The organism is Rhodomicrobium sp. Az07, assembly GCF_018619475.1.
Classification (GTDB): domain Bacteria; phylum Pseudomonadota; class Alphaproteobacteria; order Rhizobiales; family Rhodomicrobiaceae; genus Rhodomicrobium.
Genome location: NZ_JAHFZG010000009.1, coordinates 48194 through 71690, shown reverse-complemented (window position 1 = coordinate 71690; position 23497 = coordinate 48194). Strand labels below are relative to the sequence as shown.

21 protein-coding genes are annotated in these 23497 nt (G+C 64.5%); 15 read left to right on the top strand and 6 right to left on the bottom strand.

Annotation, left to right across the window (positions count from 1 at the left end):
* The first annotated feature begins 23 nt into the window (after positions 1–23).
* From KKP04_RS08515 to KKP04_RS08490, 6 genes are all read left to right on the top strand, one after another.
* On the top strand, positions 24–311 hold the full coding sequence (locus KKP04_RS08515) for an accessory factor UbiK family protein (RefSeq protein WP_215029338.1): 288 nt from the start codon (positions 24–26) through the stop codon (positions 309–311).
* 483 nt (positions 312–794) lie between these two features.
* Positions 795–1292, top strand: coding sequence for a YbjN domain-containing protein (locus KKP04_RS08510; RefSeq protein ID WP_215029335.1), 498 nt, complete (start codon positions 795–797; stop codon positions 1290–1292).
* Positions 1289–2101, top strand: a complete 813-nt coding sequence (proC, locus tag KKP04_RS08505) for a pyrroline-5-carboxylate reductase (protein ID WP_215029332.1) — start codon at positions 1289–1291, stop codon at positions 2099–2101. The genes KKP04_RS08510 and proC overlap by 4 nt, the downstream gene beginning before the upstream one ends.
* Before the next feature lie 150 nt (positions 2102–2251).
* A complete protein-coding gene (locus KKP04_RS08500; RefSeq protein WP_215029329.1) occupies positions 2252–2761 on the top strand; it encodes a copper chaperone PCu(A)C in 510 nt (169 codons plus the stop codon).
* 115 nt (positions 2762–2876) lie between these two features.
* Entirely contained in the window at positions 2877–3578 is a 702-nt protein-coding gene (locus KKP04_RS08495; RefSeq protein ID WP_305848958.1) for a superoxide dismutase, read from the top strand.
* Between the two features lie 241 nt (positions 3579–3819).
* A complete protein-coding gene (locus KKP04_RS08490; RefSeq protein WP_215029325.1) occupies positions 3820–7461 on the top strand; it encodes an AsmA family protein in 3642 nt (1213 codons plus the stop codon).
* A 74-nt stretch (positions 7462–7535) separates the two neighbouring features.
* On the opposite strand, the gene KKP04_RS08485 is transcribed toward KKP04_RS08490, so the two are convergent.
* A complete protein-coding gene (locus KKP04_RS08485) occupies positions 7536–7979 on the bottom strand; it encodes a hypothetical protein (protein WP_215029321.1) in 444 nt (147 codons plus the stop codon).
* A 499-nt stretch (positions 7980–8478) separates the two neighbouring features.
* Here KKP04_RS08485 and KKP04_RS08480 point away from each other — a divergent pair, with 499 nt between their 5' ends.
* The 6 genes from KKP04_RS08480 (at position 8479) to KKP04_RS08455 (ending at position 12785) form a co-directional block, all read left to right on the top strand.
* Positions 8479–9807: a porin gene (locus KKP04_RS08480; protein WP_215029318.1), complete on the top strand. Its 1329-nt coding sequence runs from the start codon at positions 8479–8481 to the stop codon at positions 9805–9807.
* A gap of 417 nt (positions 9808–10224) precedes the next feature.
* Positions 10225–10506, top strand: coding sequence for a YggT family protein (locus KKP04_RS08475; protein ID WP_013421056.1), 282 nt, complete (start codon positions 10225–10227; stop codon positions 10504–10506).
* Positions 10507–10510: 4 nt separating this feature from the next.
* The gene (locus tag KKP04_RS08470; protein WP_215029316.1) at positions 10511–10849 is read left to right on the top strand and encodes a DUF167 family protein; all 339 of its coding nucleotides are present in this window, start codon (positions 10511–10513) and stop codon (positions 10847–10849) included.
* Between the two features lie 5 nt (positions 10850–10854).
* Positions 10855–11763: a bifunctional methylenetetrahydrofolate dehydrogenase/methenyltetrahydrofolate cyclohydrolase FolD gene (gene folD / locus KKP04_RS08465; protein WP_215029313.1), complete on the top strand. Its 909-nt coding sequence runs from the start codon at positions 10855–10857 to the stop codon at positions 11761–11763.
* A gap of 72 nt (positions 11764–11835) precedes the next feature.
* A complete protein-coding gene (locus tag KKP04_RS08460; RefSeq protein WP_215029309.1) occupies positions 11836–12267 on the top strand; it encodes an NUDIX hydrolase in 432 nt (143 codons plus the stop codon).
* Positions 12264–12785 (top strand): TIGR02301 family protein, encoded by a 522-nt coding sequence (locus KKP04_RS08455; protein WP_215029305.1) that lies wholly within the window; start codon positions 12264–12266, stop codon positions 12783–12785. The genes KKP04_RS08460 and KKP04_RS08455 overlap by 4 nt, the downstream gene beginning before the upstream one ends.
* Before the next feature lie 53 nt (positions 12786–12838).
* Here KKP04_RS08455 and KKP04_RS08450 read toward each other — a convergent pair whose 3' ends face one another.
* From KKP04_RS08450 to modA, 4 genes are all read right to left on the bottom strand, one after another.
* Positions 12839–14350: a phosphomannomutase/phosphoglucomutase gene (locus KKP04_RS08450; RefSeq protein ID WP_215029302.1), complete on the bottom strand. Its 1512-nt coding sequence runs from the start codon at positions 14348–14350 to the stop codon at positions 12839–12841.
* Between the two features lie 114 nt (positions 14351–14464).
* Positions 14465–15601: a molybdenum ABC transporter ATP-binding protein gene (modC, locus tag KKP04_RS08445; protein ID WP_215029299.1), complete on the bottom strand. Its 1137-nt coding sequence runs from the start codon at positions 15599–15601 to the stop codon at positions 14465–14467.
* Positions 15598–16305 carry a molybdate ABC transporter permease subunit gene (gene modB / locus KKP04_RS08440; protein WP_215029553.1) on the bottom strand — a complete coding sequence of 236 codons (708 nt, stop codon included), beginning with the start codon at positions 16303–16305 and terminating at the stop codon, positions 15598–15600. Before modB ends, modC begins: the two co-directional genes overlap by 4 nt.
* Positions 16302–17096: a molybdate ABC transporter substrate-binding protein gene (gene modA, locus KKP04_RS08435; RefSeq protein ID WP_215029296.1), complete on the bottom strand. Its 795-nt coding sequence runs from the start codon at positions 17094–17096 to the stop codon at positions 16302–16304. Before modA ends, modB begins: the two co-directional genes overlap by 4 nt.
* 289 nt (positions 17097–17385) lie before the next feature.
* Here modA and ppc point away from each other — a divergent pair, with 289 nt between their 5' ends.
* Positions 17386–20145, top strand: a complete 2760-nt coding sequence (gene ppc, locus KKP04_RS08430) for a phosphoenolpyruvate carboxylase (protein WP_215029293.1) — start codon at positions 17386–17388, stop codon at positions 20143–20145.
* A 179-nt stretch (positions 20146–20324) separates the two neighbouring features.
* The gene (locus KKP04_RS08425) at positions 20325–20531 is read left to right on the top strand and encodes a molybdopterin-binding protein (protein ID WP_215029290.1); all 207 of its coding nucleotides are present in this window, start codon (positions 20325–20327) and stop codon (positions 20529–20531) included.
* An 82-nt stretch (positions 20532–20613) separates the two neighbouring features.
* Here KKP04_RS08425 and KKP04_RS08420 read toward each other — a convergent pair whose 3' ends face one another.
* The gene (locus tag KKP04_RS08420; RefSeq protein ID WP_215029286.1) at positions 20614–21195 is read right to left on the bottom strand and encodes a tyrosine phosphatase family protein; all 582 of its coding nucleotides are present in this window, start codon (positions 21193–21195) and stop codon (positions 20614–20616) included.
* Between the two features lie 255 nt (positions 21196–21450).
* Between KKP04_RS08420 and KKP04_RS08415 the strand changes: the two genes are divergently transcribed.
* Positions 21451–23391 (top strand): propionyl-CoA synthetase, encoded by a 1941-nt coding sequence (locus tag KKP04_RS08415; RefSeq protein WP_215029283.1) that lies wholly within the window; start codon positions 21451–21453, stop codon positions 23389–23391.
* Positions 23392–23497: the final 106 nt, after the last annotated feature.

Genomic DNA, 23497 nt, shown 5'->3' with positions numbered 1-23497 from the left:
CACTTTGCCATCGAGGATCGATCATGACGCAGACTACGGGCCGGCTTTTCGACGATATCGCCAAGTTGATGACGGACGCGGCGGGCGCGGCTCAGGGCGCGCGGCAGGAATTCGAGACCGCCGCACGCAGCCAGGCGGAACGTTTCTTCCGCAGCATGGACCTGCCGCAACGCGAGGAATTCGAGGCGGTGAAAGCCATGGCGCTAAAGGCGCGCGAAGAAAACGAGCGCCTCGCGAGGCGCGTCGAAGAGCTTGAGGCGGCGGTCGCACGCTTGCAGGGCGCGCCGACGATTGGCGGCGGAACCTTCTGACAAGGCGCCGCCCTCGGCCTTTGCATTCTCCAGGCCATCGGACGACGTGAGCGCATCCACTCGGCGATGGCGCTCATCGCGGACGGGCAGCGCGCGCGTTTTGGCGTGAGCGATGGTGCCGCCGCGCGTCGTCCGTTCGACCGGCGGCGCGCTTTTCCCTCGCTTCGGCGCTTAGGTTTCTGTTGTCGATCAGCTTTTCTGCGCCAAAACGGGTCCGATTGAACGCAGGCTGATCTAGGCCGTCTTGAGCGTTGCGACTTCGCGCCGCGCTCATTCGCCCGCATCGACACATTGGCAACACTGTCAAGCTAACGCCCCCGCCACGTTGTTTTCCCCGTGGAGAAAGTGTGGACGCGATTGCGCGTGACAGGCGGATCACCTCATAGGCTGAGAAGCATATGCGGCGACATCTGGGCGAACACGGCATTTGTCGTAGTGGGGCATGCCCGGAACACTCTCGCCGCAGCTCAGAAGGGAATTGGGATGACCACTGCCGGGCAGGATTACAACCGACTTTCACACCCCGTAGACCTCGTGGAACAGATTGCGTGCGTGCAGGATTGGACCTTCGAGCGTTCGAGCGAAGACGAGTTGACTGTATCCGTATCGGGCGAGTGGTGCGATTATCATATCTCGTTCAACTGGCGCGACGACCTTGAAAGCCTGCACATGGCATGCGCTTTCGACTTCAAGGTGCCGCGCAACCGCATATCCGAGATCTATCGCCTTCTGGTGCTGATCAATGAGCAGTTGTGGCTCGGACATTTCGACATCTGGTCGTCCGAGGGCCTTCTGCTTTACAGGCAAGGCTTGATGCTGAACGGTGCCGAACCGACGGCGAAGCAATGCGAGGCGCTTTTGCAGGCTGCCATCGATACCTGCGAGCGCTATTATCAGGCTTTCCAGTTCGTCGTGTGGGCTGGAAAGCGCGCGGAAGAGGCGTTGGCAAGCACGATCTTCGAAACGGAGGGGCAGGCGTGACCGATACAGGGCGGACCTCATCGATCTTTCTCGTCGGAGCGGGCCGCATGGGCGGCGCGCTTCTTCGCGGCTGGCTCGGCGCAGGTTTTCCGCCCTCCGCCATCGCCGTGCGAGAGCCGCAGCCTTCCCCGCAGATGACCGCGCTTCTTCAGGACAAGGGCATTCCGATGCTCCCCGAAGACGCGCCGGACGTCATGGTTCTGGCGGTAAAGCCGCAAGTTCTGCCGGACGTGCTTGCCGAGGTCGCCCGCCATGTCGGGCCTCATACGGTGGTGCTGTCCATCGCGGCCGGGCGGACGGTGTCCGGCATCGCGGGCCAGTTCCGCGACGGCACGGCCATCGTGCGCGCCATGCCGAACCTGCCGGCCGAGATCGGGCGCGGCGTGACGGGCGCATTCCCGAACGCCAATGTGAACGAAGCGCAGCGCGCATTGTGCGACAGGCTTTTGCGCGCCGTTGGCGAGGTTGTCTGGGTCGACGACGAGGGCCTGCTCGACGCGGTAACCGCCGTTTCCGGCTCCGGCCCGGCCTATGTCTTCTACCTCGCCGAATGTCTCGCCCACGCCGCCGAGGAAGCGGGGCTACCGCCCGAACTCGCGATGAAGCTCGCGCGGGCGACGGTCGAGGGCGCGGGCGAACTCATGCATCGTTCCCCGCTCGAAGCCGCGAAGCTGCGCGAAAACGTAACCTCGCCCGGTGGCACCACCGCCGCCGCTCTCGCTATTCTTTCGAAGGACGAGGGGCTGAAAGGGCTCATGCGCGAAGCCATCGCGGCGGCAGCGCGGCGCTCTCGCGAGCTGTCGCAGTAGCGGCGCGGCTTGAGCGTCCAGTCACAAAAGCGTGCATGGCACAAAGGGGCCGAGGGCGTCAGATTTCCGGCACATCGACCCGACCGACGGTAGAATGACAAGACCGTTCGGCTCTTGCATAAGCCACATCGAACGCAACGGACCCACATCATGAAAAAATATCTTCTCGTCGCCGCAACCGGGTTCGCGCTGTCGGGGATCGCGGCGGCTTCCGAGACTTCCTATCTGCAAAACGGCATCTCGATCGTGCAGCCCTGGGCGCGGCCCACCGCCGAATCCGCCAAGGCGGGCGCGGTCTATCTTTCACTCGGCAACAAGGGCCAGACTGCGGACACTCTCATTTCCGCCGCGACGCCGGTTGCGGAAAAGACCGAGATCCATGAGCATGTCGAGGAGAACGGCGTCCTCAAGATGCGCGCCGTTCAGGGTGGAGTGAAGCTCGCGCCCGGCGCCTCGGCCGAATTCAAGCCGGGCGGTCTGCATGTGATGCTTCTGGGCCTGAAGCAGCGCCTTGAGGAAGGCACGTCCTTCCCCCTTACGCTCGTTTTCGACAAGGCGGGGCCATTCCCGATCGAAGTGACAGTGCAGCGCGCCCCATCGGCCGCCGGTGCGTCCGGCTCCCACGGGACACAACGTTCCGGGGATCACAAAAGCCACTGACGTGTTCTTGACACTGCGCCGCATCAGCAAAGGCGAAGCGTCTGCGGGCTTCCATCACGCAGCTTGAAACTTGGCCGCAGGCAACGCTGCGGCTTTTTCATTCAGGGAGATTCCGATGCCATCCGAAATAACGGGAAACATGCTGAAAGCAGGCGCGGCGATGCTTGGCTTTCACCGCGACGGCGAGGGAGGAACTTACTCGCTTCCCGCTCTCCCTTACGCCTACAACAAGAACGAGCCTGCCATCGACGCCGAAACCATGCGGCTTCATCATGACCGGCACCACGCGTCTTATGTGCAGAAGCTGAAGGCGGCAGCATCGAAGGGCGGTTCGTGGACGAAAAAGTCGCTGCCCGAAATTCTGGCTTCACTGTCGTCCGTGCCCGAGTCGGTGCGCCCGGCGGTGCGGACGAACGCAGGCGGCCACGCCAATCACAGCATGTTCTGGCAGATCATGGGCGGCGATGGCGGAAGGCCGACCGGCGATCTGGCGGCGGCCATCGCGCGCGATTTCGGCAGCTTCGAAAACCTTCAGGCGGCGTTCAACAATGCGGGTGTCGGCCTCACCGGCTCGGGCTGGGTTTTCGTCACTGTCGACAGCGACGGCAAGCTCGGTCTGACGACGAAGCCTAATCAGGACACGCCCCTTATGGATGGCGAGCGCGTGCTGTTCGGCAACGATGTCTGGGAGCACGCCTATTATCTGAGATATAATGATCGCCGCGCCGATTATCTGCGTGCCTGGTGGTCCGTGCTCGACTGGGACAAGATCGGCGAGCGCTACGAAGCGGCGAAGCGAGGCGCGCTCACCGTCTGATGCCGTTTATTCGATCCTGCGGCGCGCGGCGGCCCTTCCTGGCCATGCAATTGTGGAAGTCTCCGTCGCGCCGATGTGGAATGCGCGCGTGAACGGGCAAAATCTGGCACAATCCGAATCGGGGTCGGCGGTTGTGTAAAGCTATTTCGCCCCGGCCCCTTGCAAGCCTTCTTTTTGAACGATACTTCAAGCTCGAAGCACGGCGCGCGTTCTTCGCACCCCTGATCCAAGAGGACTCGTTTTGGGCCGCTTCCTGGCAACATTCGCGACGCTTCTGGTGCTGCTCATCGGCGCGGCCTTCACCGTGCCCGCCTTTCTGGACTGGAATGCCTTTCGCCCGGACATAGAAGAGGCGGCATCCACGCTGTTCGGACAGAAGATTCGGATCGTGGGCGATATCGACATCGCACTCCTCCCCGAACCGCATGTGCGCGCCGCAAAGATTGCGACCGATCCCGCGCCCGGCGACAAGCTCGCGTTGAGCGCCGAAGCGCTCGATCTTTCGCTTTCGCTTCAAGGCCTGATCGGCGGACATGTCGAGGCGAGCCGCCTGAAGCTCGTTCGGCCCGTGGTGATCGTTCAGGCGGCGCGGCGTGGCGCTGGCCGCGCGAGCGAAAGCACGGCGGGCATCGCGTTTCCTTTTCCGGCGGACGTCCGCTCGCTCGAAGTCGAGGGGGGCAGCTTCACCTTCGTGCCCGAGCATGGCGCGCCGCTGACGCTTTCGGGGATTGACGGCAAGATCGCGGCGCCCACGCGCGGCGCGCCCTACCGCGCGAGCGTCAAGGCCACCTTCGACGACCGGCGGTTCGATGTGAGGCTTATGGCCCAACTCGCGCAGGGCTCCGGCATCAAGCTTTCGGGCAGCGCGACGGACCTGGCCAGCAAGGCGGTAATGCATGCTGACGGCGTGCTCCGCGTGAGCTTCGCGCCGACGTTCGAAGGGTCGCTGACGTTCAATGCGCCCAAGACAGCGGGCCTTTTCTTGCCCGTGTATATGCAGGCGAGCGCGCGGGCAAAAATCGATCTCGACAGCGCCGCGTTGTCCGATCTCGCGCTGACGCTCGACGGCGCGAACCGGCCGCAGATCTTCGCGGGCCGCGCGACCATCCCCTTCGCGCACGGCGCGCCCGCCGAAATTTTCCTTCAGGGGAAATCGCTCGACGCGGACGCCTTGCTTGCGAAAGCGAATCCCGCTGCCGGTTGGGCCGTAAGCGCTCCGAAGCGCTGGGACGAAACCCGCGCCGTGGTCGACCGTCTGCTCTGGCTTTACCCGGAAATGCCGGTACGGCTCGAACTCGCGGCGGAGCATGTGCAGTTGAAGGACGACTTCATCGACGGCGTGAAGCTCGAAGGCACGCGCGACGGAAATATCTGGACGTTTTCGAACGCCGCGGCGACGCTTCCCGGCGACACGGCGCTGGCCTTCGCCGGCACGCTTGCCCGCGACGGCGGCAAGCCCGAACTCGCGGGCAAGCTCTCCATCGATGCCCGGCATCTCGCGCGGCTGAACCGGTGGATGGCGCCGGAGGCAGGCGGCAAGAACCCGCTCGCACGAGCCATCGCCTTTACGGGACAGCTCAAGCTATCGGAAACCGTGGCGGCGCTCGAAAGCCTCTCGGGAACCATCGAGGGCGCTCCCTTCACCGGCGGCATCAGGCTGGACAGCCAGCCGATTCGCAAGCTTTCGCTGACGCTTGCGGGCGACAGGTTCATCCTCGCGGGAGCTGACGCGGGGCAGGACACAGACGCGTTCTCCACCGATGCGCTGAAGTCCGCTTGGCAAGGGACGCTCGCGCAACTCGCTCCGTTCTTCGGTGAAGATCTCTCCGACATTCAGACGGGCGACATCGGTCTTTCCGCCGGCGAACTGCATGCGGGCGTCATTCATGCGAAAAATCTTGCCGCGCAGATCCGGTTCACTCCGGCCCTTGTGACCGTCACGAAGTTGAGCGCGGAGACGCTGGACGGCCTGTCGGTGCAGGGCGAAGGCGTGGTGCCGCTGAAGGCCGAAGCCCAGGGCCGGTTCGAGGGGCGCGTCGAGGCGCGGACACCCGAGGCGGTCGCTCAGGCAGCCGCCGCTCTCGGCATGGCGCCGGATCGGCTCGGAGCGCGGACGCGGATGATGGCGCCGGCCGCACTCACGATCAACTACGGCGCGGAGACGCGGGGGAAAGGCGGCGCGGGCCAGATTACCGGCACGCTCGGCGATGTCCGTGTCGACGGCCGCGCGCAGATCAAGGGCAATCTCGCGGACTGGCGGACCACGCCATTTACAGCCCAGCTCGGCGCGTCGTCCGCCGATGGGATCAAGCTTCTGGCCCTTCTCTATCCGAAAGCCGCCCCCGCCTCCTCACCGCCGCCGTCGACCGGCACCCTGAATCTTCGCCTTGGTGGCACATACCGCCACTTCGACACCTCCGGCACGCTGAAGACGCAGCCCTTTCAAGCGCAGATCGACGGCGCGACGGACATCAAGGGCGAACAGCCTTCGTTCTCCGGCAAGGTCTCCGCGACGGCCCCATCGCCCGAGCAATTCCTGTCGGCACCGCTTCTGGCGCTTCTCGGCGCGGACACGAAAGCTCCGCTGCACGTCGAGGCGACCGTCACGGCAACGCCGGAACGCATCGAAGCGACGAAGCTGAAGGCTGAGTCCGGGCGCAACGCCATCAACGGCACGCTCGCCGCCATCCTCGCGGAACAACTCGGCATCGAAGCCTCACTGAGCGCCGACCAACTGTCGCTTCCGTCGCTGCTTGGCCAATTCCTGGCGCCCCTGGGCAGAGAGTCCGCGCCATCCGATCAGGCGCCGCTCTGGAGCGAGCGCCCGTTCAACAAGATCGCGTTCGAGGAGACCTCCGCCCGCATCGCGCTCGGCGTGCGGTCTCTGAAACTCAGCGACGGTTTCGCGCTTTCCGATGCGCAGGTTTCGGCGATTCTCGACAACGGCCGCCTCGATATCCGCAAGCTCGACGGCAAGGCGCTCGGCGGCACGGTGTCGGGCTCGCTCGTGCTGGACGGAAAAGGCCCCGCCGTCGTCGCAACCGCGAATATCGCTCTTACAAACGCGGATCTGTCGCTTCTGCCCGCGCAGGGCACGCCGCCACTCATGAAGGGCCGCGCTTCTCTCGTCGTGAAGGCGTCCGGTCAGGCGTTAAGTCCGCGCGGGCTCGTCGCGGTGCTCGGCGGCAAGGGGGCAATCGCGTTTTCGGAAGGCCAACTCGCGAAATTGTCGCCCGCTGCGGTGCAGAAAAGCGGTGACGATATGCAGGCGGCGGCCGCGCCTCTCGCGGAAGAGGCCATCGCGCGCAAAGTTCAGGACGCGCTGCAATCGGGCGACTTCAAATTCCGCAAGCTGCGCTTCCCGCTTGTCATCCGCGACGGAACGCTTGAAATCCCGCGCGCCTCGTTCCGCAATCCGCGCGACGGCACCGTCCGCATGCGGGGCGATCTCGACCTCGCGACCATGCAGGCCGACACGACATGGCAGCTTGGCGTGACTTCGGATCGGCGCAAATGGCCGCCGGTCAAGGTCGTGATCGCCGGGCCGCTGCGTGAATTGGGCGCCGCTCGGCGGTCTGTTGCCGCCGAGGACTTCGTGCGCGCCGTGCTGGTGCGCAAGATGGAAAAGGACATCGCGCGGCTCGAAAGCCTGAACAGGCAGCAGCCGCCTCAGCCCGCCCCATCGGCGCTGCCGCAGCCGGCGGCCACGCCCGCGGCATCATCCTGGACGACGGCGCAGGAACCCACGCTCGCCCGCCCGCGCCGCAAGACGGACTCCGTCGCGGACCAGCAGCCCGCCGTCGCGCCGACGCGCCAGCCATCCGGGCCGACGGAGTTTGAAAAGCGCTTTCGCGATTTGCTCGCGCCGCAAGGGGCCCGCTAAGTCGGCGCCCGCCAAGCCTCCCTCCGGCATTTCTTTCCGATCATGCGCCGACCGGCCCTGTCACGCGTCCGCCGCTACAGGAACAAGTAAACAAGATAGCCCGCCACCGCGAGCATGACGATCCCCAGCAGATAGAGAAATGGCGCGGCGGCGGACGTCAGCCGCTCGTCGAGGATGAGGTCCGGCGCGCCAGCCGGTGGCGGCTCGTGGGGCGGGACTTCGCGCTCCGGCGGCGGCCCCTGCCGTGTCGCGGCCTCGTCCGACAACGAAGGCTCATGATCGGCGACCGGCGTCTCTGACGGGGCAGTTTGATGGGCGGGCGAAGCGGGCGGCGGCGCGCCATCCTCGACGGGCGGCTCCCCATGTCGCGGCGCGTCGGGCTGCGACACCAGAACGGCGTCATCGGGCGCGGTCGCCAAGGGCGGCTCATCAGGCGCGCGCGCTTGCCCCGATGGATCGGCGCCGCCCGCTTCGTTCTGCGAGTTCGCGTCGAACCTGGTGTTGTCGGTGCCTCCCATCGCTCTCTCCTTCTCAGGCATGCCGCCTGTACCGTGCCGATGACCGAAGACTGCCTTTTAACCTCTCTCTTTGTGCCGAACCTTGCCGCCCAGTATAAATCGGTTTCCCGCTCGGGAAAAGATGCGCGAAACCGCACCCGGCGGCGCCCGCCAGCCCGCGTCGCCGCGCAATCCCTTATGAAACGTTAATTTCCGCGCCTCTCCGCCCGCCGAAAATCTTCCGCTGCTTTCGCGCGCGGCCGCCGTTTACGGAGCATCGCGACGCCGCGATACAAACTTTCCATCCTAATATCAGTGCCTTGACCCCGCCTGACCCACCGTTGCCGAATTGCACCGGTTGTGGCTCGCCGTTAACGCCTCAACCGGGGGTCGGTGTAGCTCCCCTTAGGGCTCCTCTAAAAAGATGGACGTGGGGTTCACCGATGGCAGCGCGCAACGAATGCAGATGCGTAGCGGCCGATGCAATCGAATTTGGCGCTGAAAAAAGGGAATTATGGGCATGACTGGGGGAATCTTCAATAAGACGAGCGCTTTCGCGCTTGTTGCGGCTGCTGGCCTCGTGATGGGCAGCTGGACTCTTACCGCTTCTTCTGCCAAGGCGGCTGACCTTGGCGCCGACGACCTCGAAGAGCGCGTCGCTGAACTCGAAGCCACGACCGTCCGCAAGGGCAATCGCAAGGTTTCGCTCGAACTTTCCGGCCAGGTCAACCGCGCGTTGGTTGCTTGGGACGATGGCGTCGACTCCGACGCTTATGTCGTCGACAATGAGCAGTCTTCCACGCGCTTCCGCATGAAGGGCACGGGCACGATCTCGTCCGACCTCAAGGCTGGCTTCCTGATCGAACTCGGCGTGAACGACTCCAACTCCTCGAACGTTGACCAGGCGAATGACGATGCGCCTTCGGAAGACGCGACGGTCAAGATCCGTCAAGCGAACGCGTTCTTCGAGAGCAAGACCTTCGGCCGCATCACGCTCGGCCAGGGCTCGGCCGCGACGGACGACCTCGGCATCATTAACCTCGGCGGCAGCCTCTCCGACGCCAGCCAGTACTACAACAACAAGTTCAGGGTCGGCAAAACCACTTGGGGCACGATCGTCAACGGCGGCACCTTCTTCGACACCTCGCGTGGCGACTTCGTTCGCTACGACACGCCTGCCCTCTACGGCTTCATCATGAGCGCCGCTTGGGGTGAGAACGACGTGTGGGATATCGCCCTTCGCTTCCAGAAGCAGTTCGCTGACTTCCGCGTTGCGGCTGGCGTCGGTTACTATTACACTGGCGAGCACAAGGACAACAACGACCCGCGTACTGGCGTCGCTTCTACCGTTAAGTTCGACAAGGTCTTCGGTTCGGCCTCTATCATGCACGTTCCGACCGGCCTGTTCGTGAACGGCGCGGCTTCGTCGATCACGAAGTACAACACCGACCTCGGCGATGTCGACTCGTCGGCTTGGTACATCCAGGGCGGTATCACGAAGCGCTTCATCGACTACGGCGCGACGACGTTCTACGGCGAATACGGCATCTATGACGACGCTGGCGTTGGCAGCACTTATCTCGCCGCTGTCAAAGCCGACGCCGACGCTGAACCGGCAGTGCTCGCTTCCGCTGCTACCTACATCACGTCGTCTGAGGTGACCCGCTACGGCTTCGGTGTGACGCAAGCCTTCGACGGCGCGGCTCTCGAAGTCTACGCCCAGTATCACCACTACGAAGCTGACGTGTCGACCTATCGGGCCGCAACCGTTGATGGAACGAGCGCTCAACCCGGAAGTCTTTCTGCTGATTGGGATGCGGTCGTCACCGGCATGAAGCTGAAGTTCTAATCTGGTTCAAACCGGATTTCATGGAAAGGCCGCCTTTGGGCGGCCTTTTCTATTTCCGCCAGCGCCTGCGCAGCCTCGCGCCCTTCGCCCGCAGCGGCGACGCCCGCGCCACGCCCTTTGCGCGCACGGCTTTGCGTCATCGCGCCCGCATGGGCGACGCGCCAAGATAATTCGCCTCAGGCCAAAGCCCCTTGATGCAACCGTTCCAATCGAGCTAAACAGACGCATCGGGCTCGTGCTTCCGGCGAATGCGTCTGGTTTCCTTCTCCGCGCGCTCGCCGGCAAACGCATGCGCCGCATGAGCACGGGAAACGTTTCGAATTAAGCGCAGTCCGGAATCCGACATGTGATATGAGAGCCCGCAGCGGGGGTGAATCACCTGTCGAATTCACTGCGCTTGCGGGGAGGCACAGCCACATGCATGCATTTTTCGGTTTCATCGCGATGGTGATCTCGCTCTTCATCTGGGTGATCATCATCAGCGCCATCATGAGCTGGCTCATCGCGTTCGACGTGGTGAACCGCCGCAACCGCGTGGTCTACACCATCGCGGACGGCCTCTATCGCCTGACGGAGCCGCTCCTGCGCCCGATCCGCAACGTGCTGCCCAATCTCGGCGGGCTGGACCTGTCGCCCGTGGTGCTGATCCTCGGCCTGATCTTCCTGCGCGACGTGGTCATCTTCGGGTGGATCCTTTAGCGCGATGCAATTGCCCGCCACGGCGAAGGCGGACGGCGTGTTGCTGCATGTGCGGCTGACGCCGAAGGCCAGCGCCGCGCGGGTGGCGGGCGTCGAGGCGTTCGACGGCAAGCCCGTGCTGAAAGCCTATGTCACGACGCCGCCGGAAGACGGCAAGGCGAACGCGGCGCTTGTGGTGCTCATCGCGGGTTGGCTCGGCGTGCCGAAATCGTCCGTGTCGATGGCGGCGGGACAGAAGTCGCGGCTGAAGACGGTGGCGGTCGCGGGCGACGCCGATGATCTGCTTGCGAAAATCGCCATATGTCTCGACGTGGCGAAGGAAGAGCCGAAGAAGAAGAGGTGAACGCGATGGCCGAAGCAACGATTTTGGACGGCGTCGGAAGGATACTGGACGGCGTCGCCATGGCGGCGGAGATCAAGGCCGAAGCGGCGAAGCTCGCGGCGGCGTTCTCGGAGAAGACCGGGCGCGCGCCGGGGCTTGCGGTGGTGCTCGTGGGCGAGAACCCGGCGAGCCAGGTTTACGTGCGCTCGAAGCTGAAGCTCGCGCGCGAACTCGGCTTCCATTCCGTGGAGGAGCGCCCCGCCGCCGACATCGACCGCGCAGGGCTGCTCACGCTGATCGCGCGGCTGAACGCCGATCCGGCGGTTGACGGCATCCTCGTGCAGCTTCCGCTGCCGCCGCATCTCGACGCCGACGACGCCATCGCGGCCATCGCGCCCGAGAAGGACGTCGACGGCTTTCATGTGGTGAACGCGGGCAAGCTGTTCGCGGGGCTGCCGGGCTTCGTGCCGTGTACGCCGCTCGGCTGCCTCAGGCTCATCAAGAGCGCGCAGCCGAACCTCGCGGGCGCGCACGCGGTCGTGGTGGGCCGCTCGAACATCGTCGGCAAGCCGATGGCGCATCTGCTGTTGCAGGAAAACTGCACTGTGACCATCGCGCACTCGAAGACGCGGGATCTGCCCGCCGTTGTCGCGGGCGCGGATGTGCTCGTCGCCGCCGTGGGCCGTCCGAGCATGATCCCCGGCACATGGATCAAGCCGGGCGCCATCGTGGTCGATGTCGGCATCAACCGCGTGCCGGGCCTCGACGGCAAGTCGAAGCTTGTCGGCGACGTGGATTTCGAGAGCGCGAAGCATGTCGCGGGCGCGATCACGCCGGTTCCGGGCGGCGTCGGGCCGATGACGGTGGCCTATCTCATGGTCAACACGTGCCGCGCGGCTTACGCGCGCGCGGGGCTGGAGTGGAGCGGCATATAAAGCCGCGCTCGCGTCTGGCCGCGTGCCGAAGTCCGCGACGACAAGTGAGCGGGCGACGAAAGGGCTTGCGCAATGTCTTCGTTCTATCCTCGCGCCGGGGTTTCGGTGGCGGTTTTCCGCGACGGGGCGGTGCTTCTCGTCAGGCGAGGCAAAGCGCCCTATGCCGGGCTCTGGTCGCTGCCGGGCGGCGCGGTTCTTCCGGGCGAAACGGCGCGCGAAGCGGCATGCCGGGAGCTTTTCGAGGAGACGGGGCTCCTTGCCTCGGCTTTGACTTTGGGCGATGTTGCCGATGCGACGGTGCTGAACGGCGAGGGCGAAGTGGCCGCACATTACATGATTGCCGTTTTCGCGACGGAAGACGTGTCGGGCGCGCTTGCGGCGGGCGGCGATGCGGCCGAGGCGCGCTTTTTTGCCGACGAAGATCGCGAGCGCCTCGCCTGCACGCCGGGGCTTGAGACCGCGATCCGCAACGCGAAGGCCGCGCTTTCCAAAGGCTCATCATGATGGACATGGCGGGGAAGCGTTTGAAGGCCGCGATGGCGGTCGCTCTGGCCTGCGCGGGCCTTGCCGCGATGCAGCCCGCGCAAGCGCAATTCCTCGACCGTCTGTTCCAGCAGCAGCCGCCTCCGCAGCAGCGCCGCGCGCCTCCGCGGCAGCAGCCCGCGCCGCCGCCGCCGCCACAGCTTCAGCAGGACGCCGGACAGAACAGGCTCGGCTCCGAGGACCGGCCTTACGACCCGCAGCTTTTCCGCCTCGCCGAAATCATGGGCACGCTGCACTATCTGCGGGAGCTTTGCGGTGGCAACGAAGGTCAGGTGTGGCGCGAGCATATGCGCGAGTTGGTCAGTTCGGAGGGAACGAGCGCGCTGAGGCGGGCGAAGCTCGTCGAAGCCTTCAATCGCGGCTATCGCGACTACGCGCGCACCTATCGCACCTGCACCCAGCCCGCGCGGGTGGCAATCCAGCGCTTCATGGATCAGGCGACGACCATTACCGACGGTCTTGTCGCAAACGACAAATAACCCGGCCGGGCGGCTTCGGGAAACGCGCGGTCGCCTGCAAATACAGGCCAGACCTACAGTTTCTGATTATAGTCGCCGATCTCGGGATAGGTGGCGAGATGCTGGTCGATCTCGGCGAAGATCGCGCGCATGTTCGCATCCGATGCCGGGCTCTCCACCACGATGACGAGTTCCGGTTTGTTCGACGAGGCGCGCACGAGGCCCCATGTGCCGTCTTCGAGCACGATGCGGATCCCGTTCACCGTGATGACCTCGCGGATCTTCTGGCCCGCGATCTCGCCGCCCTGGTCGGCAATCGCCTTGAAATGCGCGATCACGCGGTCGACCACCTCATATTTTTTCTCGTCGTCGCAATGGGGCGACATGGTCGGCGACTGCCACGTTTTCGGCAGTTCGCGATGCAACTCGGCCATGGTCTTGTCGGGCGCGCGCGAAAGCATGTCGCAAATCGCGATGGCCGAAACGATGCCGTCGTCATAGCCGCGCCCCAGCGGCGGGTTGAAGAAGTAATGGCCCGACTTCTCGAAGCCGACGAGCGCGCCCGTTTGATGGCTGTAGCGCTTGATGTAAGAGTGGCCCGTCTTCCAGTAAGCGGTGTGCGCGCCGTTCTTGACGAGCACCGGGTCCGTCGAGAACAGGCCCGTCGACTTCACGTCCACCACGAATTTCGCGTCCTTGTAGAGGCCCGAAATATCGCGCGCGAGCATCACACCCACCTTGTCGGCGAAAATCTCAGTCCCTTCGTTGTCGACCACGCCGCAACGGTCGCCGTCGCCGTCGAAGGCGAGGCCGACGTCGGCGCCCGAGAGCCGCACCGCGTTCGACATCGCGTGCAGCATCTTCAGCGATTCCGGGTTCGGGTTATGGTTCGGGAAGGTGTAGTCGAGGTCTGCGTTCAGCGGGATCACCTCGACGCCGAGCTTCTCCAGCACCTGCGGTGCGAAAGCGCCCGCCGTTCCGTTGCCGCACGCGACCACGGCCTTGATCTTGCGCGCGAAGGGCTTGCGGTCGGTGAGGTCGGCGATATAGCGGTCGGCGATGTCGCCGTGGAAGTGATACGTGCCGCCTTCATGCGGGGCGAAGCGGCCTTCGAGCACGATGGCCTTGAGTTCGCTCATGTCTTCGGGGCCGAAGGTGAGCGGCCGCGCCATGCCGAGCTTGATGCCCGTCCAGCCATTGTCGTTGTGACTCGCCGTGACCATCGCCACGCCTTCCACGTCGAGCGCGAACTGCGCGAAATAGGCGGTCGGCGAGAGTGCAAGCCCGATATCGTGCACCTCCGCGCCGCCCGCGAGAAGACCGGAGATGAGCGCGCATTTTATGCTCGACGAATAGGAGCGGTAGTCGTGGCCCGTCACGATGCGCACCGGCACGCCCCGCTCGCGCATCAGTGTCGCGAGCCCGATGCCGAGCGCCTGCATGCCCATCAGGTTGATTTCCTGCGGGAACAGCCAGCGCGCATCGTATTCGCGAAAACCCGTCGGCTTCACATAGGGAAGACGCTCGAATTCCGCCGTGTTCGGCTTGAGGTCCGTGCGCGGCTTGGGGAATGCTGCGGTTCTCATGATGGCTCCGGGAATTCTTCGATTGACACGGGCATAAACGCATTGCACGCGCCCGCCAAGCTTGTACGGCGGACACGTGGTCCCGATCTCCGATTTTCGCAAGCTTCGCCGACTCTACTCCGCCGCAGCGCCTGCATCCGAAGCGCGAAGATCCTGCCAGCCCGAACCAAGCGTGCGCCGGTCGAACGAGACCGACTTCACGATTGCGAACACGGGGGCGCCCACCGCAAGCTGAAGCCGCTCCACCGAATAGCGCGTCAGCCTGGCGATGAGCGTCTCGCCCATGCAATCGACGCGCAATTCCACGCTTGCGCCATCGGTCGCGCCGATTTCCGCCACGACGCCGCGAAACACGTTCAGCGCGCTCATGCCATCAGGCCTTTCGGCCGCGATCAACACGTCGCGCGCCTTGATCTGCATGCGAACCTGTCTGCCTTCGGGCACATCGAGCCGGGGCATCAGCCATTCGCCCGCGCGCGACGAAAGCTTCGTGAGGCCGTACCCGTTGTCCTGCTGCACGACGGTTGCAAGAATGAGCGCGCCAGCATCGTCGCTGCCCTCCGCCGCCGGGAACAGATCGACGTGCTGCATCAGGTCGAGCGTGGGGCCGCAGGCGCGCATCTTGCCCGCCGAGAGCACGACAAGCGTGTCCGACAGCCGCGCCACCTCCGCCACCGAGTGGCTGACATAGATGATGGGAATGCCCGCCTCGTCGCGCAGCCGCTCCAGATACGGCATGATTTCGAGCTTGCGGGCGTCGTCGAGCGAGGCGAGCGGCTCGTCCATGAGGAGCAGCTTCGGTGAGGCGAGGAGCGCCCGGCCGATGGCGACGCGCTGCTTTTCGCCGCCGGACAGCCGGTTCGGATAGCGCGTGAGAAGGTGATCGATGCCGAGAAGAACGGCGACGCGCGCGAGTTCGGCGCCGCTCTTGTCCACCGCGCCAGCGAACCATGCCCCGTAAAGCAGGTTCTGCTTGACCGAAAGATGAGGGAACAGGCGTCCTTCCTGGAATACCATGCCGAGCCTGCGCTTGCAGGCGGGCACGAAGATGCCGCGGGCCGTATCGACGAGGGTCTCGCCGTCGATCACGATGCGCCCGCGAGCAGGCCGCGTGAGCCCGGCGATCAGATTGATCAGCGTGGTCTTGCCCGATCCCGAATGGCCGAACAGCGCGACGAACCGTCCGTCCGTCTTGAAATCGACATCGAGCGCGAACGCACCGAGCTTTTGCGAAACGGCGACTTCGATCATGACGCGATCCTTCCCGCACCACCCGCGCGCCTGGCCAGCCATTCGGATGCGATCAGCGCCCCCATCGAGATGACGAGCGAAACGAGCGTCAGCCGGAGCGCGCCCTCATCGCCGCCCGGCACCTGCGTGAAGGTGTAGATCGCCGAGGGCAGCGTTTGCGTCTCGCCTGGAATGTTCGACACGAAGGTGATCGTCGCGCCGAATTCGCCCATGGCTCGCGCGAAGCACAGGATCATGCCCGCGATGACGCCGGGCGCGATGAGGGGCAGCGTCACGGTGAGGAACACCCAGGGCGGGTTCGCGCCGAGCGTGCCCGCCGCGTCTTCGAGCCGACGGTCGACGGATTCGAGCGAAAGGCGGATGGCGCGCACCATCAGCGGAAAGCCCATGACGGCGCAGGCAAGCGCGGCGCCCGTCCAGCGGAACGAGAAGACGAGCCCGCAGCATTGCTCGAAGAATTGCCCGGCGGGGCCTTTTCGGCCGAACGAGATGAGAAGCAGATAGCCGGTGACGACGGGAGGCAGGACGAGCGGAAGATGAACGATGCCGTTGAGAAGGGACTTCCCCCAGAATTCGCGCCTCGCCAGCACCCATGCCGTGGCGAGCCCGAAAGGCAGGCTCGCCACCACAGCGACGGTCGCGACCAGGAGGCTCAACCGGATGGCGGTCCACTCATCCGGAGTGAGCGTCCAGAAGTCGTTCAGGACTTCTTGTCCGCGAGAACCGTGAAGCCCTGCTTCTCGAAGTGAGGCGCGGCTTTGCGCGATTTCACGTAGGTGTAGAACGACTTCGCGTCCTCACCCGCCTTCGTGGTCAGCGCGATGGGATAGATGATCGCGGGATGCGAAGCGGCCGGGAAGGTGGCGATGACCTTGACGTTGGCGTCGGAGACCGCGTCGCTCGCATAGACGATGCCGAGGGGCGCTTCGCCGCGGCTGACGAGGAGGAGCGCGGCACGCACGCTTTCGGCCTGCGCAAGCTTGCCCTCGACCTGCGACCAGAGGCCCAGCTTTTCGAGCGCGGCCTTGGCGTATTTGCCGGCGGGCACGGACGTGACCTGTCCGGCCGCGAGGCGGCCATCGCCTACGAGCTTGCCGAGATCGGCGCCTTCCTTCAGCTCGATCGTCGCCGTGCTATCCTTCGGCGCGATGAGCACGATCGCGTTGCCAAGCAGGTTCGCGCGGCTTGCCGTATCGATCAGCGCTTTCTTCTCGACGTAGTTCATCCAGTCGAGGTCGGCCGAAATGAAGATGTCGGCGGGCGCGTCCTGTTCGAGTTGCTTCGCGAGCGCCGAGCTTGCGGCGTAGCTGGTCTTCACGGATTTGCCCGTCTCCTTCTGCCAGTCGGCGGAGATGGCATCGAGCGCGTTCTTCAGGCTCGCGGCGGCGAACACGATGACGGGTTTCGTTTCCTGGGCGATGGCCTGCGGCACAAGGAGCGCCGCAGAGAGAAGCGCGGCGGAGACCGTCGCCACGAAGCGTGATCTGAAGCTCATTCTTTTCCTCGTTCGATCTGATGGATCGGTGGGTGAGATATGTCCGTCTGTATATATGCAATGTATCCCTGTCTATATAGCTGACGGGAAAAACTGTCGACATTAAACAGGTCCCTGCCCGTTCACGGAAACGCTAGGCAAATTGGCCGGCTTCGCGCAAAATGACGCAGCGCGGCATTCGACGTTTTTTGTTCAGCCTTCGGACAAGAAGGAAGCTTGCAAGCCGCGCCGTCGGGTTCCTCTTGTGAAGCCGGCGGGCGAAAACCGAGTTCGGCTCAAAGAGAGTGCCATGATCGACACGCTTAGTCCCGCCCTCGGCGGTCTTTCCGATCTCGAATCCCGCCTTCAGGACGACATCCGCCTTCTGGGCGCGCTCCTCGGCGACACGATCCGCGAGCAGGAGGGCGAGGAAGCCTTCCGCATCATCGAGACGATCCGGCGGCTGAGTGTCGCCTTCGAGCGCGAGGCCGATACCGACGCCGCCCGTGCGTTGGACGACATCATGGCCGGCGTCACGCCCGAACAGGCGGTGATCATCGCGCGCGCCTTCAGCTATTTTTCCCACCTCGCCAACATCGCGGAAGACCGGCACCGCATCCGCGCGGCGCGCGTCGCCCTGGAGCAGCGTCCCGACGGGCAGGGAGGGAGCCTCGACCTTACCTTCGACCGCCTGGCGAAAGCCGGTATCGAAACCGACACCGTGTTCGACATGCTGGCGACGAGCCTTGTCTCGCCGGTGCTGACCGCGCATCCGACCGAGGTCCAGCGGCGCAGCATCCTCGATGCCACAAGCTCCATAGAGCGCCTGCTCGAAGAACGCGACCGCCTCACCGGCCTCGAACTGAAGCGCAACGAGGCGCTGCTGCGTGGGCGAGTGCTGCAACTTTGGCAGACGCGGCTGCTGCGCTCCACCCGTCTCACGGTCGCCGACGAGATCGAGAACGCGCTGCGCTTCTACAAGTCGAGCTTTCTCACGGAAATCCCGCGCCTTTACGAAACGCTGGAACAGCGCATCGGCAAGCCGCATGTCGGCTCTTTCTTCCAGATGGGATCGTGGATCGGCGGCGACCGCGACGGCAATCCGAACGTGAACGCCGACACGCTGCGGCTGGCGCTCAGGCGGCAAAGCGAAATCGCGCTGCGCAATTATCTGACCGAAGTGAACGAACTCGGCATCGAAATGCCGCTGTCCACGCGCCTCACGCAATGCACGCCCGAGCTTAAGGCGCTGGCCGAGCGGTCGAACGACAACGACCCGCACCGAGCCGACGAGCCTTATCGCCGCGCGCTGACGGGCATCTATGCGCGGCTCGCCATGACGCTGCGAAAGCTCGCCGACACGTCCGCGCTCCGGCCGCCGCTCACCTCCGCGGCGCCTTATGCGCGGGCCGAGGATTTCCTCGCCGACCTCGTCGTGATCGAGGAGTCGCTTCGGGCGAACAAGGGCGGCGCGCTGATCGAAACGCGGCTCGGCCCCTTGCGCCGCGCCGTCGAGGTGTTCGGCTTCCATCTCGCCACCGTCGATCTCCGCCAGAATTCCGACAAGCATGAGGAGGTGGTCGCCGAGCTTCTGGCGACCGCCCGTGTCGCGCCCGAATACAAGAGCCTCGGTGAAGAGGAAAAGCAGGCCGTGCTGCTTTCGGTGCTGCGCGACCCGCGCCAGCTTCGCATCCCGACGGCCGCTTATTCGGATCTCGCCGCCTCGGAACTCGCCATCCTCGACACCGCGCAAATGTTGCGCGCCACCTATGGCGAGCGCGCCATCCGCCAGTACATCATCAGCCACACGGAGACCGTGAGCGACCTTCTGGAAGTCATCGTGCTTCAGAAGGAGGCGGGGCTGATGAAGGGCGCGCTCGGCGACGCGGACGCGCGCGCGGCGCTGATCGTGGTGCCGCTGTTCGAGACCATCCCGGACCTGCGCCGCGCCGAGCACATCATGCGCGACTTCTTCGCGCTGCCGGGCATCCATCGACTCGCGGCTGCCGGCGACGGCATTCAGGAGGTGATGCTCGGCTATTCCGACAGCAACAAGGACGGCGGCTTCTTCACGAGCAACTGGGAAGTTTACCGCGCGTCGGTCGCGCTCGAAGGACTGTGCGCGGAAGACGGGCTGCGCCTGCGTCTTTTCCACGGGCGCGGAGGCACGGTGGGGCGCGGTGGCGGCCCGACTTATCAGGCCGTGCTGGCGCAGCCCGCGGGCACGGTGAACGGCCAGATCCGCATCACGGAGCAGGGCGAGGTGATCGCGTCGAAATACGCCCATGCGGAAATCGCCCGGCGCAATCTCGAATCGCTCGCCGCCGCCTCCATCGAAGCGACATTGCTGTCGCCCCGGCAGCCTGTCCCGCCCGAATTCCTCGAAGCGGCGGAGGAGCTTTCGGCACTGAGCATGAAGTCGTATCGCGCGCTCGTTTACGATCTGGAGGGCTTCGACGCCTTCTTTTTCGCCGCCACGCCCATTGCGGAAATCGCCGAACTCAACATCGGCTCGCGCCCCGCCTCCCGAAAGGCGACACAACGCATCGAGGATTTGCGCGCGATCCCGTGGAGCTTCTCCTGGGGACAGGCGCGCGCGGCGCTTCCCGGCTGGTACGGCTTCGGCACGGCGGTTCGCGCCTACGCGAAGGAAGCTCCGTTCGAACGCACGGCGCTGTTACGGCGCATGCGGCGTGAATGGCCGTTCTTCCGCGCGCTGCTTTCCAACATGGACATGGTGCTTGCCAAGGCGGACATGCGGATCGCGCGGCGCTATGCCGATCTCGTGCCGGACAGGCAGCTTGCGCGCCGCGTGACGGGGGCGCTGCTGGTGGAATGGAACGCCGCCGTCGAGGCTCTGAACATCATAACCGGGTCGCCGCATCGTCTCGCCGATAACCCGCCGCTAGCGCGCGTAATTTCCCGGCGCATTCCGTATATCGCGCCGCTGAACCATCTTCAGATCGAGTTGTTGAAGCGCTGGCGGCGCGGCGATCACGCGGAAAAGATCCGGCTGGCGATTCAGATTTCGATCAACGGCGTGGCCGCCGGCATCAGGAACACCGGGTGAGGTGCCCCCTGCCAAGCGCCAACCTGTTGCGCCAACGACGAAGATAAATAGGTCCGCCCGGTTCAGGCGATATGTATAATATATTATATAGCATTGCCTCGAATCCGCACTTGCGGTTTCGCAAGAACGCCATACTTTGTGTGCGACCTTATGCTGATCGTTTATAAAGGAGCCCCCCGATGAAAGTCAGCGCGCGGAATGTATTCACCGGCAAGATCACCAAGGTTATCAAGGGCACGACGACGGCGCATGTCATGCTCGACGTCGGCGGAACGACGATCACCGCCGCGATCACAAATGAGTCCGTCGAAGATCTTGGCCTGAAAGACGGCATGGAAGCGTCCGCCATCATCAAGTCTTCGGACGTCATCATCGCCGTGAAGTAAGTTCGGCGTCCCGCCAGTTCGAGTAACGCGTCTCAGTCAAACGAGATGACGGCAGCGCGATTTGCACGCGCTGCTTTTTCGACTATACGCGGTCCGCTGCGTCGATTTCGCGGCCGCGTCCGGCGTTGACGAAAAACTCGCGGATCTCCGGTCGGCGTTCGAGCTGAATCCGGTAGATCGCTCCCGCCGCCTGCGTGAACTCGCCGTTCCTGCCCAGGATCGCTTCGCCAAACTCCAGAATGCGCAGGTTCGGCCATGCCTTGTCTCGCATCGCGAAGATATGCATCATGATCGAATCGGCGGCGAGCGTCGGCTGCGACTGCGCAAGCAGCAGCGCCATTGTGGCGGTCGAGCGCGAAATTCCCATGTGGCAGTGAACGAGCAAGTGCCTGAGGCTCCCGGCCTCGGCCACCGAGTCGCGCCCGAACGCCAGCATTTGCGCAACGTCGTCGGGCGTCGGCGCGATGTGTCCGGCCGTCTCCTCGATGATGTCGTGAAACCGCATCTCAAGCCGCGCGTGCTCTCCGTAAGTGCCAAAAGCCGGCGGCTCGGGTTCGTCGGGATCGAGGATCGACAGAACGTGGCTCACCTCGCGCGACGAATGTCCGGCCAGTTCCTCCAGCCCGCAGACGGTGGTGAGGAACGGCATTTCGATTAGCGGCATCGTGGAATTCCTCTTCGAAAGATCGGCTCCCGCGGGGGCTTTTATAACTCAAAATCGGAGCGGCGCGGATCGAAACAAGCCGATTTCTGAAAATTGCGCTCAATCGTGGCGCTTCGTCATCTTCGTACAAAAAGGCCGCAAGCTTATACCAAAGAAGCAAGCTCCTGCTTCTCCGGACGGCTTTTTTGCCGCAGTTCGCATCTTGCGGAACAGCCGCCACTTTGAGCACTATGCGGGCAATCTGGAGGACTGCCTATGACTTCGCCAAATCCGGCTCAAAGCCGCTATCACGACGTTTACGAGAGCTGGAAGCGCGACCCGGAGGGTTTCTGGGCCGAAGCCGCACGCGAGATCGACTGGTTCGAGCAGCCGAAGAAGATCTTCGACGCGAACGAAGGCGTTTACGGCCGCTGGTTCACGGGCGGCGTCACGAACACGGCCTGGAACTGCATCGACCGCCACGTTAAGAACGGCCGCGCCGATCAGCCCGCCATCATCTACGACAGCCCTGTCACGGGCCAGGTGCGCATCCTGACCTATGCCGACCTCCTGACGGAAGTCGCCACCTTCGCGGGCGTGCTGAAGGAAAAGGGCATCGGCAAGGGCGACCGCGTCATCGTCTACATGCCGATGATCGCCGAGGCGCTTATTGCGATGCTGGCCTGCGCCCGCATCGGCGCGATCCACTCGGTGGTGTTCGGCGGCTTCGCGGCGAACGAACTCGCCATCCGCATCGAGGACACGCAGGCGAAGGCGGTCATCACCGCGTCCTGCGGCATCGAAGTGACCCGCGTCATCCACTACAAGCCGCTCCTCGACCACGCCATCGAGCTTTCCTCGGTGAAGCCCGAGGTTTGCATCATCGTGCAGCGCCCGCAGGAACTTGCGACGCTCATCGAAGGCCGCGATTTCGATTATGCGGCGCTTCTCGACGACGCGAAGGCGCGCGGCGTCAGCGCTCCCTGCGAGCCGATGGCTTCGACGGACCCGGCTTACATCCTTTATACGTCCGGCACGACCGGCCGCCCGAAGGGCGTCGTCCGCGACATCGGCGGCCATATGGTCGCGCTGAAATGGACGATGAAGAACCATTACGACATCGATCCGGGCGAAGTGTTCTGGGCCTCGTCGGACGTGGGTTGGGTCGTCGGCCATTCCTACATCGTCTACGGGCCGCTGCTGCACGGCGCGACCACCATCGTCTACGAGGGAAAGCCCGTCGGCACGCCGGACGCGGGCGCGTTCTGGCGCGTCATCGCGCAGCACAAGGTGAAGGCGCTGTTTACCGCGCCGACGGCGTTCCGCGCGATCAAGAAGGAAGATCCGCAAGGCTCGTTCCTCGCCCATTACGACGTGTCGAGCCTGAAATATCTGTTCCTCGCGGGCGAGCGCGCGGACCCGAACACGGTGCAATGGGCGGAAGACCTGTTGAAGGTTCCGGTCATCGACCACTGGTGGCAGACGGAAACGGGCTGGGCCATCGCGGGCAACTGCGCGGGGCTCGGTACGACGCCGATCAAGCTCGGCTCGCCCACCTTCGCGCTGCCGGGCTACGAGCTTCACGTACTGAATGAGTCGAATGAGGAAGTCGCGCGCGGCCAGACCGGCGCTCTGTCGATCCGCCTGCCGATGCCGCCAGGCTGTCTGCCGACGCTGTGGAACAACGATCGGGGCTTCATCGAAGGCTACCTCATCGAATATCCGGGCTACTACAAGACCGCCGACGCGGGCTACATCGATGAGGACGGCTATGTCTTCGTGATGGCGCGCACTGACGACATCATCAACGTGGCGGGCCATCGGCTTTCGACCGGCGCCATCGAGGAAGTTGTCGCGAACCATCCGGACGTCGCCGAATGCGCGGTGATCGGTGTGGCGGACGGTCTCAAGGGACAGGTGGCCGCGGGCTTCGTGCTGCTGAAGGCAGGCGTGATCCGCGAGATCAACGTGATCGAAAAAGAGATCGTCGCCATGGTGCGCGATCAGATCGGCCCGGTGGCGGCGTTCAAGACGGTGCTCACGGTGAACCGCCTGCCGAAGACGCGCTCCGGCAAGATCCTTCGCGGCACCATGCGCAAGATCGCCGACGGCGAGGCGTACAAGATGCCCGCCACCATCGACGATCCGGCGACGCTCGAAGAAATCGCCGCCGCGCTCAAGGCGAAGGGCTTCGGGTCGACGAGCGAAGCCGCGTAAGCGCTGCGGACCGGAGGCTTTCGCGCCTTCACACGCACATAACCGCCCCCGTTCGGCCCGTCCGTGCGGGGGCGAGTTGTCTCGACGCCCCCGCTTCCAGAACGAC

Coding starts and splice junctions, on each gene's coding strand:
- KKP04_RS08470 (WP_215029316.1), top strand. CDS start 10,511: ATGCAATTGCCCGCCACGGCGAAGGCGGACGGCGTGTTGCTGCATGTG.
- KKP04_RS08455 (WP_215029305.1), top strand. CDS start 12,264: ATGATGGACATGGCGGGGAAGCGTTTGAAGGCCGCGATGGCGGTCGCT.
- KKP04_RS08450 (WP_215029302.1), bottom strand. CDS start 14,350: ATGAGAACCGCAGCATTCCCCAAGCCGCGCACGGACCTCAAGCCGAAC.
- ppc (WP_215029293.1), top strand. CDS start 17,386: ATGATCGACACGCTTAGTCCCGCCCTCGGCGGTCTTTCCGATCTCGAA.
- modC (WP_215029299.1), bottom strand. CDS start 15,601: ATGATCGAAGTCGCCGTTTCGCAAAAGCTCGGTGCGTTCGCGCTCGAT.
- KKP04_RS08420 (WP_215029286.1), bottom strand. CDS start 21,195: ATGCCGCTAATCGAAATGCCGTTCCTCACCACCGTCTGCGGGCTGGAG.
- KKP04_RS08415 (WP_215029283.1), top strand. CDS start 21,451: ATGACTTCGCCAAATCCGGCTCAAAGCCGCTATCACGACGTTTACGAG.
- KKP04_RS08425 (WP_215029290.1), top strand. CDS start 20,325: ATGAAAGTCAGCGCGCGGAATGTATTCACCGGCAAGATCACCAAGGTT.
- KKP04_RS08515 (WP_215029338.1), top strand. CDS start 24: ATGACGCAGACTACGGGCCGGCTTTTCGACGATATCGCCAAGTTGATG.
- KKP04_RS08460 (WP_215029309.1), top strand. CDS start 11,836: ATGTCTTCGTTCTATCCTCGCGCCGGGGTTTCGGTGGCGGTTTTCCGC.
- KKP04_RS08485 (WP_215029321.1), bottom strand. CDS start 7,979: ATGGGAGGCACCGACAACACCAGGTTCGACGCGAACTCGCAGAACGAA.
- KKP04_RS08475 (WP_013421056.1), top strand. CDS start 10,225: ATGCATGCATTTTTCGGTTTCATCGCGATGGTGATCTCGCTCTTCATC.
- folD (WP_215029313.1), top strand. CDS start 10,855: ATGGCCGAAGCAACGATTTTGGACGGCGTCGGAAGGATACTGGACGGC.
- KKP04_RS08480 (WP_215029318.1), top strand. CDS start 8,479: ATGACTGGGGGAATCTTCAATAAGACGAGCGCTTTCGCGCTTGTTGCG.
- modA (WP_215029296.1), bottom strand. CDS start 17,096: ATGAGCTTCAGATCACGCTTCGTGGCGACGGTCTCCGCCGCGCTTCTC.
- KKP04_RS08500 (WP_215029329.1), top strand. CDS start 2,252: ATGAAAAAATATCTTCTCGTCGCCGCAACCGGGTTCGCGCTGTCGGGG.
- KKP04_RS08495 (WP_305848958.1), top strand. CDS start 2,877: ATGCCATCCGAAATAACGGGAAACATGCTGAAAGCAGGCGCGGCGATG.
- KKP04_RS08510 (WP_215029335.1), top strand. CDS start 795: ATGACCACTGCCGGGCAGGATTACAACCGACTTTCACACCCCGTAGAC.